Below are 14566 nucleotides of genomic sequence, written 5' to 3' on the forward strand. Positions count from 1 at the left end.
TAAGCAGACATAGTTCTTCTGTATATTGTTGTATCATAACGGGGAACAAAGGACAAAGATATAGATTCTATGGAGCTGATAGTCAAAGCCTATAAGTAGAAGAAACAGCTATTTGCCCTTGTCTCTCAAGTTGGTTACAATTAATAAGTAGTTGTTATAATTATCCTGATTATAAATCCATTGAAGGAGTGGTTGCGAAGTGCAATACGCTAAACTTGGCAAATCCGGCCTGAAGGTTAGCCGGCTTTGTCTGGGAACGATGAATTTTGGTCCAATTACGGATGAGAAGGAAGCCTTCCGTATTATGGATGCTGCGCTGGATGCCGGAATCAACTTTTTTGATACCGCTAACATTTATGGCTGGGGCAAAAATTCCGGACTTACAGAAACCATTATTGGCCGCTGGTTTAAGCAGGGTGGCGGACGGCGGGAGAAGGTCGTACTGGCCACCAAAGTTTATGGTGCAATGAGCGACACCCTTGACGGTCCTAATGATGAGGGTGGCCTTTCCTCCTACATTATCCGCCGCCACTTGGAGGGATCGCTACAGCGGCTACAGACAGATCACATTGAACTCTATCAGATGCACCATGTTGACCGTTCAGTCCCTTGGGACGAGCTGTGGGGCGCTTTCGAGCTTGCTGTGAACCAAGGCAAGATCGGTTATGTTGGTTCCAGTAATTTTGCGGGCTGGGATATCGCGATAGCACAACAAGAAGCTAAAGCGCGTGGTTTCCTTGGCTTGGTATCGGAGCAACATAAATATAGCCTAACTTGTCGTCTGCCTGAACTTGAAGTATTGCCCGCTTCCAAGAGTCTCGGACTGGGCATTATTCCATGGAGTCCACTTGATGGAGGACTTCTTGGGCGCAATGCTCTCAAGAAAATCGAAGGCAGCCGCAGCGGCGGAAACTCTGAGCGTGTTGAGCAATACAAGAGCCAGCTCGAGGCCTTCGCAGCTTTAAGTATGGAGCTTGGCGAGCCGCAGGATAATATCGCCCTGGCTTGGCTGCTGGCCAATCCTGCTGTAACCGCACCGATTATCGGACCACGCACACAAGAGCAATTCGAAAGTGCTTTGCGCAGCCTTGAGATTATACTGGACGAATCTGTAATGAAACGTCTTGATGAAATATTCCCTGGTCCGGGCGGAGAAGCCCCCAAAGCTTACGCCTGGTAGGTTCTAAAAAATAAATAAGAGGCCACTATTCACAGTATGCTTCACAGCTGTGAATAGTGGTCCCTTATTCTTCATAAGAAGAATTTGTTACTTTGCAGTGTCCACTGTCACGCTTCCATTGCTTGTAGACAGATCAATCGAATGAGTACCGCTGCCAAGCAGTGCCGTCCCATGACTATCACCATCACGGTCCCAGGGCAGATTACCATTCAGCGAGCCATTACTCGTATCTGCTGTGATCTTGGCATCGTTCACTGCCGGCAATTCAATTACAATCTTGCCATTGCTTGTTGTGCATTTCCAGTCACCCGTCACTGCTGAATTCACACTGACTTTGCCATTGCTGCTCTTGGCTGACAGGGAGCCATCAATATTACTCAGCGTAACCGCTCCGTTCGAGCTGACCAGTTCTACCTTCCCCTGAATATTTTGCACAGTAATAGTGCCGTTACTAGAATGTGCCTCCACACCACCGGCAATATCATGAATATCCAAGACTCCATTAGAAGTATCAGCCTCTATACCTGATTTCAGACTTTGGGCTTCAATAGAGCCATCACTGGTTTCTACCTCTACGGCCAGATTGCTCGGCACCGTGACATTCAGGAAAGGATTCTTACTATAGAACCCAAACTGAAGATTAGAGAGCCAGTTCGACTCCTCATCCAGCTTCATGACCAGTGTATCTCCATCCGTCGTGACTTTCCATTTTTTCTCCAGTGTGCTTGCAGCTTCGCTTTCAGAACTGCCGGAAACGAGCAAACTGCCCTCATAATTCAATGTGCTTCCGTCAACACCATCTACCTTTACTTTTCCGTTAGGGAGTACAATCTTCACTGTCTTTATAGTCGCTTTCACCTCTACGGTTCCGCTAAGGGGGGCAAGCTGTTTATTATTAAACAAAGAGCTCAGTGAGCTATCTCCTAACAAGACCGACTGTACTCCGCTTGCTACAACTAATAAGATGATTAGAAGGACAGCCCAGCCACTCACGCGGCTTTTGACATCCGATTTGATAAAGAGCCTGATTAACATTTCCAACCCAAACAGGATTAGAAGTGCGGGCCATACATAGCTCAGTGCTGCGTAAGTTACTACATCATATTGGGCAAGCCCAACAATAACCCCCAGAGCAATACAGCCTAATGCCGCCGTGAAACTCCCGATTTTCCATCTCCCCATAGCGAATTCCCCATTTCCCTATACTCTCGAATTATTCTTCAGCATCCTCAGTCCATATCCGATTAAAGCTAATGACAGCAGGATAGTTCCGATATTGATCTCAGTGAGTATTCTCCACAGTGTTGGGAAAGCCGTAATCAGCAGCAGTAAAAAGCCAGCTACGACGCATCCGATGCCCACCCAAGCCGGGTTTACCTCATCATGTGGATAACCTGGAATCGAATGCATATCCATGCTCCAAGGCGCTCCGAAATTGTCCGGATGAAACATCATCCGCTCATGCTCCTCCGCAGATAATTTCATCCAGGTCGCTTTTTGTAGCGCATCAAACAATTGATAAAACCACAGAGCGGCTAGTGCAAAGGGAAAGACCATGGGCATGGACGGAATAAAAATAATGCACACAAATGCCCCGATCATAAACTGCATCCCCTGTTTTTTGAATCCTAAGTACAAATGGCCTACTCCTGGCATCATAGCCAGCATAAAGGTAAGCCAGCGCTTCTTCTTGATCATAAAATACCCTCCTAAAAGTTTTGTAAGCATTTGCTTCACTGATATTACTTCGTACAAAACTACTTCGAAAGCATGTGCTTCTCTATTTTGAATATCTGTTTTATTTCCCTTGAGGACCAAACAACGCAGTGACCGAACTCGACATCTGACCGTTGATTTCCGTAATCCCATATGCCAAATGCTCAAACACACCAAACTGCATTAACAAAAAAGTCAGACAAGCCGCAACGCCATAGTGTATCCATGAAGTTCTGGGGGCAGAACGGCGTCTTGCCATCGTCGCTTTAACGGTACGCTCTCTTCGCCCATTCTCCAGCAGATCAATTTGCGCCATTACACCAGCCGTCAGATCGGGAAAGTCCATAAGCTCCAATTGATCCTGATTAGAATCCATTTCCACCCATAAAGCTGACAGTTCACGGGCTTCCTCCAGCCACTGAGCACAGTTAGGACAGGATTCTATGTGCAGTTGGATACTCTGCTCCATCTCAGAAGACAGTAAACCTTCGATATAATGTGGCATCCATTCTTTCACTATTGCACAATTCATCGCCATTCCTCCCCTTTCCCACGCATCATCTGTCTGGCGCGATATAGCTGTGATTCAACGGTTTTGACTGAAATCCCCTTTTGCTCGGCAATTTCCTGATAGGAATTCCGCTGAAAATAATACAGCTGCACGACCGACCGGTACGGTTCGGCAAGACTGTTTAGATTCTCGCCTAGTTCAGCGGATGCCTCTTTACGAAGTACCACATGTTCAGGCGTTTGCGACGTTACCCAATCATTCTCTGTATAATCTGCCGTGCTGCGGTGCTTCCATTCCCTGTCATTCGCCCGTTTCCAGTCTAAGCAGGTTCGATAAGCTATCCGATACAGCCAGGTGGAGAAAGAGGATTGCCCCCGGAAAGAGGGGAGGGCTTTATAGGCTTTAATAAAAACCTCCTGGGCCATGTCCTTAGCCGACTCGGCTTCTCCAGTAATCTTAATGCATACTCTATACACCATGCCCTGATAGCGCGTCACCAAAGGCCCAAAAGCCTGATGCTGACCGCTTAGCACAGCTGAAATCAACTCCGCCTCTTCCAGTTTTCTCCCCTCCTCCAGCTACATAAAGTTAGACGCCGGTTAAGCGAAATCCCCTGCAACCCACTTAAATTATTTATGAATAGCTGAAGACAGCTTCTAATTTGTTGTAATCTGTATTTATTATGGCAAATAGAATCGTAAATAGACATAGCAAATAGAGCTGCCCCTAAATAGAATTCATCTATTGTAAGGACAGCTCTAGGAATATAAACAATCTATACCGGCTTAGAGGCTAGCATGATCGCGCTGGGTATAGGTTTTACGTTTCTCCAGCAGCTTATTTAGTGCATTCAGATAGGCTCTGGCACTCGCCTCCAGAATATCGGTGCTCAGTCCACGGCCCTGTGCGGCAACATCTCCCTGCGACAGTACAACATGAACTTCACCCTGTGCGTCCTTGCCGCGGCTGACGGCTTTGATCGAGTAGTCTCCGAGGGTAACTTCCTCTCCGGTAGCCTTATCAATAGCATTGTAGATCGCATCAACCGATCCGTTACCCTCAGCAACAGCAACAATGGGCTGCGATTCCGGTCCGTTAATAATAACCTTGGCCGTTGGTGTCGCTTCATTGCCATAAGTGACATAGATGGTCTGTAAACTGAATACTTCCGGCGTATCAATCAGTTTCTCTTCAATCAGCGCCAGAATATCCTCGTCAGATACTTCTTTTTTCTTGTCTGCCAGATCTTTGAACTTACCGAATGCCGCATTCAGCTCTTCTTCAGACACATCGTAGCCCAGATCACTTATCTTATCGCGGAAAGCATGGCGCCCGGAGTGCTTGCCTAGTACCAACTTACTCTCTTTAAGTCCGATCGTTTCAGGAGTCATAATTTCGTAAGTGGTCTTCTCTTTAAGCATACCATCCTGATGAATACCCGATTCATGGGCAAAAGCATTTGCGCCTACAATCGCCTTATTGCCAGGAACCACCATCCCGGTGAGCTTACTCACCAAACGGCTTGTGCGGGAGATTTCGGACAGCACAAGGGAAGTTTTTGCCCCGAAAAATTCATTGCGAGTCTCCAGTGCCATCGCCACCTCTTCAATGGCTGTGTTGCCGGCACGTTCACCGATTCCGTTGATGGTTCCTTCGATCTGATCCGCACCGTTCTGAATAGCAGCGAGTGTATTCGCCGTTGCCATTCCGAGATCATTATGACAGTGTGCACTAAGCTGCACCCGTTCGATGTCAGGCACATTTTCCTTCAGATATTTAAAAATCGCTCCATATTCGGCAGGGTTCAAATAACCGACAGTATCCGGAATATTCACAACGTTAGCGCCTTCACGAATAGCCATTCCAACCATTTCAGCCATGAAATCCAGCTCCGTACGGCCGGCATCCTCCAAAGAAAATTCCAGCTTGGAAAAATACTTTTTGGCATAACGTATCGATGCTTGTGCGGTTTCCAGCACCTGAGCCTTATCCATCCGCAGCTTGTGCAGCCGGTGAATAGGTGAAGTAGCCAGGAAAATATGAATACAAGGGTCTTCTGCTCCTTGCAACGCTTCTCTTACAGCATCGATATCTCCCTCTCTTGAGCGGGAAAGGCCGATTACTGTAACTTTTTTCACCGCTCTGGCTACCGCGTTTACTGCGGCCAGATCGCCCGGTGAGGCAGCAGGGAAACCTGCTTCCATCCGGTCAATCCCCAGCTTTTCCAGCTGATAAGCGATTTCTACCTTTTCACGCGTGTTAAGGTTCACACCCGGCGACTGCTCTCCGTCACGCAGCGTCGTATCGAACACATATATTTTGCGCATGCTGAGCACCTCCTAGAGATTGTGCTAGAACCTTCAAATGCGGCTCGCATATGTACGGCCGCATCTGAAAATTACAATATAGGTTTGATCTTTATCTTAAATATATGTTATTACTTCTTGATCCAATGCATCATTTCACGCAATTGTCCGCCAACTACTTCTACCGGATGAAGAGCTTCGTTACGGCGTGTAGCCGTCAGGAAGGCACGTCCTGATTGGTTCTCAAGGATAAAGTCACGAGCGAATTTACCTTGTTGAATATCGGTAAGCACGGCTTTCATCGCTTTTTTAGTTTCACTTGTGATTACGCGTGGACCAGATACATAGTCGCCATATTCAGCTGTATTACTGATGGAATCACGCATCGTAGCCAAGCCACCTTCGTATACAAGGTCAACGATTAGCTTCATTTCATGCAAACATTCGAAGTAAGCCATTTCTGGAGCATATCCGGCTTCAGTCAATGTCTCAAAACCTGCTTTGATCAATTCAGACACACCGCCACACAGAACGGCCTGCTCACCGAACAAATCTGTTTCGGTTTCTTCACGGAAGGAAGTTGCGATAACGCCTGCACGGGTACAACCAATCCCTTTTGCATAAGCAAGACCGATTTCTTTCGCTTTGCCAGTTGCATCCTGCTCAATAGCAATCAAACCAGGAACGCCAAAGCCCTCTACATAAGTGCGACGAACCATGTGACCCGGTGATTTTGGTGCAATCAGCAGCACATCAGAACCTTCTGGGGCAACGATTTGACCAAAATGTACGTTAAAGCCGTGGGAGAACATAAGAGCTGCTCCACTTTTAAGATTTGGTGCGATATCATTCTTATACACAGAGGCCTGTGTTTCATCTGGCAGCAAAATTTGCACTACATCTGCACGTGATACTGCTTCAGCTACTGAGAGTACTTCGAAACCGTCATTCTTGGCCGTGTCAAAAGATTTACCTTCACGCAAGCCGATGACAACCTGAAGACCACTGTCACGCAGGTTTTGCGCTTGAGCATGTCCTTGGCTACCGTACCCGATTACCGCGATCGTCTTGCCTTTCAATACACTGAGCTCTGCATCCTGTTCATAGTACGTTGTCACTGCCATTGTCAAAATCCTCCTTTAATTTGGGACCCATCATAAAGAGCGGGTGCTTCAAGAGCGCTAGACAGACAGAATTCGCAAGCGGCTCTTCAAGCTCCCGCTCTTTAGGCGGGAATTTCCGTTCATCAACTAACCAATGTAATGCCAAAAAGCAGCAATTCGCTAAAGCCGTAAAATAAAATGTTAACCATTACCCCGAATCATCGCTGTAACACCGGTACGCGAGAGCTCCTTAATTCCATAAGGCTTAAGCAGTTCAATCATCGCGTCTATTTTCTGAGTATCTCCTACGGCCTGAACCAGCAGGCTTGTACTGCCGATATCAACAACCGAAGCTCGGAAGGTTTCGATTACCCCCATAATTTCCGGCCGCTCTGCTGGCTCTGACTTCACTTTAATCAGAGCAAGCTCGCGAGCAACCATAGGTCTCGAACCAAGATCGACTACCTTTATAACATCAATCAATTTATACAGCTGTTTCTCGATCTGTTCTAGTGTGCTTTGGTCTCCTAGAGTCACAATAACCATTCGGGATAAACCTACCTCTTCAGACTGTCCCACCGTGATGCTCTCAATATTAAAGCCCCGGCGTCCAAACAAGCCCGATACCCGCTGCAGTACACCTGGCTGATCATTTACAAGCACAGCAATCGTATGTTTCATCACTGTTATTCATCTCCCATCAGCATATTATCGATGGTCGAACCCTGAGTTACCATCGGGTAGACATTCTCGTCTTTGGGAACAACGAACTCCACCAATACTGGACCTGGTGTTTCCAGTGCTTCCTGCCATGCTGCATTTGCTTCCGCTTTATTCGTGGCCCGAAGGCCCTTCACTCCATAGGCTTCAGCCAGCTTCACAAAATCCGGGCTGCCTCCTAGGTCAGTATAGCTGTAGCGCTTCTCATAGATGAGATTCTGCCACTGACGAACCATGCCAAGCACCTGATTGTTAATAACAACTATTTTGACCGGTATATTATTAATAGCACAAATAGCGAGCTCTTGCGAACACATCTGCATGCCGCCGTCACCATTAATCGATACTACCAACCGTTCGGGAAAGGCCATCTGTGCACCGATTGCTGACGGAAATCCGAAGCCCATCGTACCCAAACCACCCGAGGTAATCCAGGAGCGCGGTTTATTAAATTTATAATACTGCGCGGCCCACATCTGATGTTGTCCTACATCTGTAGTAACGATTGCTTCCCCTTTAGTGGTTTCATTGATCATCTCAATAACCCATTGCGGTTTAAGCTCCGTCTCTGAATCCTTATAACGCAGTGGTTGATCCTGCTTCCACTGAGCAATTGTCTTTCTCCAGGCATCCGCTTTCGTTGCGCGGCCAACCTCAGGATTCAGCATTTCCAGTACGGTCTTCACATCGCCAACAATCGGAATATCAGGCGATACGTTCTTGCCAATTTCAGCCGGATCGATGTCGATATGAACAATCTTGGCTTTAGGTGCAAATCCGTCCAGCTTGCCGGTAACACGGTCATCAAACCGGGCTCCGATATTAATCAGCAAATCGCATTGCTGAATGGCATTATTGGCGGTATAGGTACCATGCATGCCCGGCATTCCCATCCACAAATCCTCTGCACTCGGGAAACACCCAAGGCCTAGCAAAGTAGTCGTAATCGGGATCTCCGTTTTTTTCACGAACTCGAACATTGCTTCATGCGCTCCGGAGTAGATAACCCCGCCGCCTGCTATTATAATCGGACGTTCAGCAACAGCGATCGCACGCACAAGCTTATCAAGCTGCAGCTTGTTCGGAACAGTACGCGGATTATAACCACGCAGATTAACCGTTGTTACTGGAGTAAATAATGTCTTTGCTGCAGAGACATCCTTCGGAATATCGACAAGTACCGGTCCTTTGCGGCCTGTATTAGCAATATGGAATGCTTCATGAATGACACGCGGCAGATCCTCTACATCCCGTACCAAGTAGCTATGCTTCGTAATCGGCATTGTTATACCCGTAATATCCGCTTCCTGAAAAGCATCTGTTCCAATCAAAGAGGAGAACACGTTACCTGTAATCACAACCAGCGGAACAGAGTCCATAAAAGCCGTAGCAATACCCGTAACCAGATTTGTTGCCCCTGGTCCTGAGGTCGCTATACAGACACCCGCTTTTCCACTCGCTCTAGCGTAACCATCAGCGGCATGAATTGCCCCCTGCTCGTGACGTGTCAAAATATGTTTGAAATCCGTGAAACCATGCAGAGCATCATAGATATACAATACAGCCCCACCAGGATATCCGAATACAGTGTCTACTCCTTCCAGTACAAGACTGCGAAGCAGAATCTCCGACCCAGAAATCACCTCTGGCTTATTCCATTTCTCACGTAATTCCTCTGTAGACCGCACTTCCGGTATCTGCGCGCTCATCCAAATTCCTCCTCTGATATTTAACATTCATTATGCAAACGACGAGCCGTCTTTTATACATCAGGTGAATGAATGGACTTTCTTGACAACAAAAAAACCTTTCGCCTCCCACGCACAGACTTAGCGCGTGAGGGACGAAAGGTTGATCTTCCGTGGTACCACCCATGTTTGCATTACATCTCACGATGCAACGCCTTATCAGGTATACAAAAATCCATCGATGTAGGCTGGGCCCAAATCTCTGTAACCTGAAGTCCCTAACGCGGACTAAACGATTCCCCCTAATAATTCCACCACTCTAGCCAGTGGACCTTTCAGGGAAACAGCTCCGAGGTGAGCTCGTATATAAGGGGTTTTGGTGGAGGTTGCAGCAAATCCTCTCACTCTCTGATCAAAAGAGCCCTTAAAACTTCGTCCTCTTCATAGCTGATACATGTATGATCGATAAAATGTTTAGACACATTATATGATTCCTCACACGGTTAGTCAATACCCATATTTTAAAAATCGTCACAACTACTTATTCTATGGGGTCTGGAACGCCCAGCTCTTCGTCAACATATGATGTACGACAATGCGTGGAAAGGGGGCGCTTTATGATCCGTTTTCGTAGACCCAAACAGGACGATGCAGTTATCCTCGATTTAATCGAGAGTCAGCTTGTACCCTTGTCTCATCTGCCACATTCCGTGATCAGTCAGGTCCGAAAAGATTTACCTCGGCGTATGGGTCACGGAGTCACCTTGGTAGCTTGTCCCGACTATGAAAGCGATCCACTGGGGTTTGTCCACTTTATGCTGCATGGTGATCTGCTCTACATCGATATGCTGGCCATAGCACCCGCAGCTCGTCGCAAGCGCTGGGGAAATCTGCTCATGGTCCGAGCTGAGCGGTTTGCACTATCACGCGGATGTCAGCGGGCTAAGGTAGCCGTTGATATAGGCAATACGGCTGGTCTTGTCTTTTATCAAAAATTGGGCTACATCGTAGCCCGTTATCAACCACAAAACTTTTGTTACGAACTGGAGAAACGTTTCTCTTGAATGCAAAAGCTCTATTTATTTCTTAAAAGAATCCATATGGAGGGTAGGGTGCTCCGCCATAGCCATGACCGCCACCGTATGGTACTCCACCATAACCGTAACCGCCACCGTATGGTACTCCGCCATAACCATAGCCGCCACCATAAGCATATGGTGCAGTGCCCACAGCCAGCAAATCAAATAGCACTAGTGGAATGATTGCTTTCGTTTGCACTCTTTTACCATTTGTACGTTGTAAAATAAGGCGGTTTCCAGAAATCCGCAGCAGTTTTCCTGTTACCCTCGTGCCGTCTTTTTTTATCGCAACAATATTTTTTCCCACCAGCTTCATGACCTGCTTCTTCGTCACCGCTTGTGTCATAATATCCCTCCTATAAGATTTACTTAACAGCATATCTTCCTCTTCAAAACAGTCTATTCATTGGAAAAGCCTTTGGCCTGTTCATCAGCCCACTTTTTGTGATAACACAAATAAAAGCCGCATCCCCGGAAAAAGACCGGAAAAGCGGCTTTCGAAAACATGATTTTCATAAAAAAGATAATCTGGACTAGCGCTTACCAGGATCGTAAGGCTGGCCCAATGCACTTGGAGCCGAGGAGCGTCCTACAGCACTTACAAGCACGATAATGGTCAACACATAAGGAATCATGAAGATGAATTCCTGTGGTATATTTTTGGACCATTCAAACAATTGGACATAATTACGGATAGCTTGGGAGAAACCGAAAAAGACTGCTGCAGCAAAGGCACCAAGCGGATTCCATTTACCAAATATCATCGCTGCGATCGCAATAAATCCCTGACCTGAAATAGTATTGTGTGCAAAGGTGCTTGTAGTCGTTAAAGTGATCGTGGCTCCGCCCATTCCAGCAAGCATACCACTCAGCATTACGCCAATATATCTCATCCGATTAACATTGACACCCAGCGTATCTGCAGCACTTGGATGTTCGCCGACAGCGCGTAGACGCAGACCAAAAGGTGTCTTGAACAGAACAAAATAAATAACTAATACCAGCACAATTGCCAAGTAGGTTGTAGGATAGGAATCAAAAATCCCTTCGCCGATGATTGGAATTTTAGAGAGCCATGGGACTGAGATTTTGCTGAAGCCATCGATCAGCGGAGTTTCGCCTGCACCATCAAATAACAGCTTGACCATATAAAGCGTACTGCCTGCAGCTAAAAAGTTAATGACCGTGCCACTGATTGTCTGGTCAGCTTTGAAGGTGATGGACGCAACGGCGTGAATCAATGAGCCGAGCACACCTACAGCCATAGCGCATAGGACACCAATCCAAGGAGCCCAAGCCCCCATCCCTGCATCTTGAGCGTAATAGCCACCCACTGCAGCTGCAAAAGCACCAAACATCATCAAGCCTTCAAGTCCGATGTTTACAACACCGGAGCGTTCAGAGAAGATGCCGCCGAGTGCGGCAAAAATAAGCGCCGTGGAAAATACAAGCGTAGTATTCAGCAATTGGCCTAGAACATCCATCTATAACACCTTCTCTTTCTTGCGCTTGAAGTAAAACGGTTTGAGCACCCAACGTACAATACCTTGTGCTGCAATAAAGAATATGATGGAACCTATAACGATGCGGATAAGCTCAGGTGGTACATCAGCACCGAAGCTCATGCCTGCCGAACCATAGGTCAACGTACCATAGAGGATCGCAGCCAGAATAACTCCTAGTGGATGAGTTAAACCCAATAGAGCAACAGCAATACCGTCAAAACCATAACCCGGAGATGCTGCAAAAACAGATTGATAATGGAATACGCCCAATACCTCTCCTGCCCCTGCCAGACCTGCAAAAACACCACTAATGAACATTGCCTTCACAATATTACGGCCAACATTCATTCCAGCATACTCAGCAGCATGCGGATTCAAACCCACTGCCCGCATTTCGTAACCCTGCTTGGTCTTCCATAAGAATATATAGAAGAAGATAGCTGCAGCAATGGCAATTAATGTACCCCAGTGCAAACGGGCATTATCGAAGGTCGAGTTCAGGAAGGTCATAGATAGTGAAGCTGGGATATTCTCGGAGCGATTCTGACCCGGAAGCAGTAGAAACGTTCTTACGATATAATTGGCCAAAAAGAGCGCAATCCAGTTCATCATAATTGTTGTGATAACTTCATTAATCCCGCGTTTAGCCTTTAGGTAACCTGCAAATCCAGCCCATAGACCCCCGCATAAACCCGCTGCAATGACTGCAAGTGGAACCAGAAGGAATGAAGGCAGGAAAGCCAGCTTGATGCCCACAACGGTTGCTGCGGTCATACCAATCATGACTTGGCCGTCCGCACCAATATTGAACATGCCGGAACGAAATGCAAAAGCTACAGCCAGACCCGTTAGCATTAACGGAGTCATCTCACGAACAGCTTCTCCGAAATCATAAGGGCTGCCAAATACACGTTTAAATAGGGCAGCATAAGCAGCGATTGGATCATATCCGCCAACCAGCATAACAATAGCCCCAACGAGGAAACCCAATACAATTGCGACTAAGGGGACAATATAACTATCCGTGGTAAATATCTTTTTAAGTCTATACACCCGCATTACCTCCCCGCTTCAAGCTGCCTGCCATCATAAGTCCTAGCTCTTGATCGTTCGTATCCTGCGGGAATACTTCACCAACAATTTGTCCTTCATAAATAACGACAATTCTGTCGGATACGTTCATAATCTCATCCAACTCAAATGAAATGAGCAGCACTGCTTTGCCTTTATCACGTTGTTCAATCAACTGCTTCTGGACGAATTCAATGGCCCCCACATCAAGACCCCGTGTAGGCTGGGCCGCAATCAGCAATGTCGGATTTTTGTCTATTTCCCGCGCAATAATCGCTTTCTGTTGATTACCGCCTGACAATGAACGGGCTTTGTTCTCAATAGAGGCTGTGCGAACGTCGAATTTCTTGACTAGTCCCTCTGCATATTGATTGATGACTTCATTGTTAAGAAAACCATTTTTGTTATACGGACTTTTATAATATGTTTCCAGTACCATGTTCTCACTCACAGTGAAATCAAGTACTAGACCGTGCTTATGGCGATCCTCAGGAATATGGGAAACATTCATCTCCGTAATTTTACGAGGAGATAAATTAGAAATTTCTGTCCCAGACATATTAATAGAGCCGGAATCAATTTTGCGCAGTCCCGTTATGGCCTGAATCAGTTCACTTTGTCCATTTCCATCCACACCAGCGACGCCTAATATTTCCCCTGCTTTAACTTCAAAGCTCAACCCATTCAGCACCGAGACACCATCTTTGTTCTTACTGCTGACATCTATAAGCTTCAGAACGGCTTGTCCAACAGTTGGTGGTTTTTTCTCCACCTTGAACGTAACATCACGTCCGACCATTTTCTCTGCCAGTTCATTGGGATTGGTCTCCGAGGTTTTAACCGTATCGATAACTTTCCCACGGCGAATGATGGTAACCCGATCGGAAATCTGCATAATTTCTTTCAGCTTATGTGTGATCAGAATAATAGATTTGCCCTCTGCAACGAGCCGCTTCATAATAGCCATCAGTTCGATAATTTCCTGCGGCGTTAACACAGCAGTCGGCTCGTCGAATATAAGTATATCCGCTCCGCGGTATAGGGTTTTCATAATTTCTACCCGTTGCTGCATGCCCACCGAAATGTCATGGATTTTGGCATTCGGATTGACTTGAAGGCCGTACTGCTCCGATAGCTTGCGAACCTGCTCCGCAGCGGATTTATAGTCGATTTTAAGACCTTTCTTTGGTTCCATGCCAAGGACAATATTTTCAGTTACCGTAAACGGATCAACAAGCTTGAAATGCTGATGAACCATACCAATGCCAAGCTCAATTGCTTTGTTGGGATTATCAATAATAACTGGTTTCCCATCGATTTCGATGCTGCCTTCATCGGGCTGGTAAAGTCCGAATACGATATTCATCAAGGTAGATTTGCCTGCCCCGTTCTCACCAAGCAGCGCATGTATCTCCCCCTTCTCCAAAGTCAGACTAATGGAGTCGTTGGCGATAATACCGGGAAAGCGTTTTGTGATTTGCTTCAACTCTACGACAGGAGCCGCAGCACTCATGGAATCACCCTCATCACAGAATATATTACCATGTAGACACGGCTGTACCGCCCCTTGCGGGACGGTAGCGCTATGCCATACTTATGCCAGTACTTTAACAAGGAACAAGGCCAGCACTAAACCGGCCTTGTTCCTTGTTCATTATTTGTAATGCAAGAAAATAGTTGAGGCGAT

Annotated in this window: 14 protein-coding genes; 2 read left to right on the forward strand and 12 right to left on the reverse strand. The window is 46.6% G+C overall.

Annotated features, from left to right (window positions below; all coding sequences use genetic code 11):
- The first annotated feature begins 199 nt into the window (after positions 1–199).
- On the forward strand, positions 200–1180 hold the full coding sequence (locus tag H1230_RS25640; protein ID WP_239712654.1) for an aldo/keto reductase: 981 nt from the start codon (positions 200–202) through the stop codon (positions 1178–1180).
- Positions 1181–1267: 87 nt separating this feature from the next.
- Here the strand turns inward: H1230_RS25640 and H1230_RS25645 are convergent, their stop codons facing one another.
- The 8 genes from H1230_RS25645 to ilvB form a co-directional block, all read right to left on the reverse strand.
- On the reverse strand, positions 1268–2362 hold the full coding sequence (locus H1230_RS25645; protein WP_239712655.1) for a LiaF transmembrane domain-containing protein: 1095 nt from the start codon (positions 2360–2362) through the stop codon (positions 1268–1270).
- A gap of 18 nt (positions 2363–2380) precedes the next feature.
- Positions 2381–2878: a hypothetical protein gene (locus H1230_RS25650; RefSeq protein ID WP_239712656.1), complete on the reverse strand. Its 498-nt coding sequence runs from the start codon at positions 2876–2878 to the stop codon at positions 2381–2383.
- A 100-nt stretch (positions 2879–2978) separates the two neighbouring features.
- On the reverse strand, positions 2979–3428 hold the full coding sequence (locus tag H1230_RS25655) for an anti-sigma factor family protein (RefSeq protein WP_239712657.1): 450 nt from the start codon (positions 3426–3428) through the stop codon (positions 2979–2981).
- Positions 3425–3952 carry an RNA polymerase sigma factor gene (locus tag H1230_RS25660; RefSeq protein ID WP_239712658.1) on the reverse strand — a complete coding sequence of 176 codons (528 nt, stop codon included), beginning with the start codon at positions 3950–3952 and terminating at the stop codon, positions 3425–3427. Before H1230_RS25660 ends, H1230_RS25655 begins: the two co-directional genes overlap by 4 nt.
- A gap of 240 nt (positions 3953–4192) precedes the next feature.
- On the reverse strand, positions 4193–5734 hold the full coding sequence (locus H1230_RS25665; protein ID WP_239712659.1) for a 2-isopropylmalate synthase: 1542 nt from the start codon (positions 5732–5734) through the stop codon (positions 4193–4195).
- 110 nt (positions 5735–5844) lie between these two features.
- Positions 5845–6837, reverse strand: coding sequence for a ketol-acid reductoisomerase (gene ilvC, locus H1230_RS25670; protein WP_154116888.1), 993 nt, complete (start codon positions 6835–6837; stop codon positions 5845–5847).
- A 180-nt stretch (positions 6838–7017) separates the two neighbouring features.
- Positions 7018–7497, reverse strand: coding sequence for an acetolactate synthase small subunit (gene ilvN, locus H1230_RS25675; protein WP_154117292.1), 480 nt, complete (start codon positions 7495–7497; stop codon positions 7018–7020).
- A 5-nt stretch (positions 7498–7502) separates the two neighbouring features.
- Entirely contained in the window at positions 7503–9245 is a 1743-nt protein-coding gene (gene ilvB, locus H1230_RS25680) for a biosynthetic-type acetolactate synthase large subunit (RefSeq protein WP_239712660.1), read from the reverse strand.
- 596 nt (positions 9246–9841) lie between these two features.
- Here ilvB and H1230_RS25685 point away from each other — a divergent pair.
- On the forward strand, positions 9842–10288 hold the full coding sequence (locus H1230_RS25685) for a GNAT family N-acetyltransferase (protein ID WP_239712661.1): 447 nt from the start codon (positions 9842–9844) through the stop codon (positions 10286–10288).
- 22 nt (positions 10289–10310) lie between these two features.
- Here the strand turns inward: H1230_RS25685 and H1230_RS25690 are convergent, their stop codons facing one another.
- The 4 genes from H1230_RS25690 to H1230_RS25705 all read right to left on the reverse strand — a co-directional run bounded on the left by H1230_RS25690 (position 10311) and on the right by H1230_RS25705 (position 14392).
- Entirely contained in the window at positions 10311–10649 is a 339-nt protein-coding gene (locus tag H1230_RS25690; protein WP_239712662.1) for a hypothetical protein, read from the reverse strand.
- A 187-nt stretch (positions 10650–10836) separates the two neighbouring features.
- On the reverse strand, positions 10837–11787 hold the full coding sequence (locus H1230_RS25695) for an ABC transporter permease (RefSeq protein ID WP_239712663.1): 951 nt from the start codon (positions 11785–11787) through the stop codon (positions 10837–10839).
- Positions 11788–12861 (reverse strand): ABC transporter permease, encoded by a 1074-nt coding sequence (locus tag H1230_RS25700; RefSeq protein WP_239712664.1) that lies wholly within the window; start codon positions 12859–12861, stop codon positions 11788–11790.
- On the reverse strand, positions 12854–14392 hold the full coding sequence (locus H1230_RS25705; RefSeq protein WP_239712665.1) for an ABC transporter ATP-binding protein: 1539 nt from the start codon (positions 14390–14392) through the stop codon (positions 12854–12856). Before H1230_RS25705 ends, H1230_RS25700 begins: the two co-directional genes overlap by 8 nt.
- Positions 14393–14566 lie beyond the last annotated feature (174 nt).

Origin of the sequence: Paenibacillus sp. 19GGS1-52 (assembly GCF_022369515.1) — a bacterium.
In the GTDB taxonomy this organism is placed as follows: domain Bacteria; phylum Bacillota; class Bacilli; order Paenibacillales; family Paenibacillaceae; genus Paenibacillus_AQ.

Bases quoted from the DNA above. Each gene is read 5' to 3' on its own strand.
- H1230_RS25645 (WP_239712655.1), bottom strand. From the start codon at position 2,362: ATGGGGAGATGGAAAATCGGGAGTTTCACGGCGGCATTAGGCTGTATT.
- H1230_RS25650 (WP_239712656.1), bottom strand. From the start codon at position 2,878: ATGATCAAGAAGAAGCGCTGGCTTACCTTTATGCTGGCTATGATGCCA.
- H1230_RS25655 (WP_239712657.1), bottom strand. From the start codon at position 3,428: ATGAATTGTGCAATAGTGAAAGAATGGATGCCACATTATATCGAAGGT.
- H1230_RS25665 (WP_239712659.1), bottom strand. From the start codon at position 5,734: ATGCGCAAAATATATGTGTTCGATACGACGCTGCGTGACGGAGAGCAG.
- ilvC (WP_154116888.1), bottom strand. From the start codon at position 6,837: ATGGCAGTGACAACGTACTATGAACAGGATGCAGAGCTCAGTGTATTG.
- ilvN (WP_154117292.1), bottom strand. From the start codon at position 7,497: ATGAAACATACGATTGCTGTGCTTGTAAATGATCAGCCAGGTGTACTG.
- ilvB (WP_239712660.1), bottom strand. From the start codon at position 9,245: ATGAGCGCGCAGATACCGGAAGTGCGGTCTACAGAGGAATTACGTGAG.
- H1230_RS25685 (WP_239712661.1), top strand. From the start codon at position 9,842: ATGATCCGTTTTCGTAGACCCAAACAGGACGATGCAGTTATCCTCGAT.
- H1230_RS25690 (WP_239712662.1), bottom strand. From the start codon at position 10,649: ATGACACAAGCGGTGACGAAGAAGCAGGTCATGAAGCTGGTGGGAAAA.
- H1230_RS25695 (WP_239712663.1), bottom strand. From the start codon at position 11,787: ATGGATGTTCTAGGCCAATTGCTGAATACTACGCTTGTATTTTCCACG.
- H1230_RS25705 (WP_239712665.1), bottom strand. From the start codon at position 14,392: ATGAGTGCTGCGGCTCCTGTCGTAGAGTTGAAGCAAATCACAAAACGC.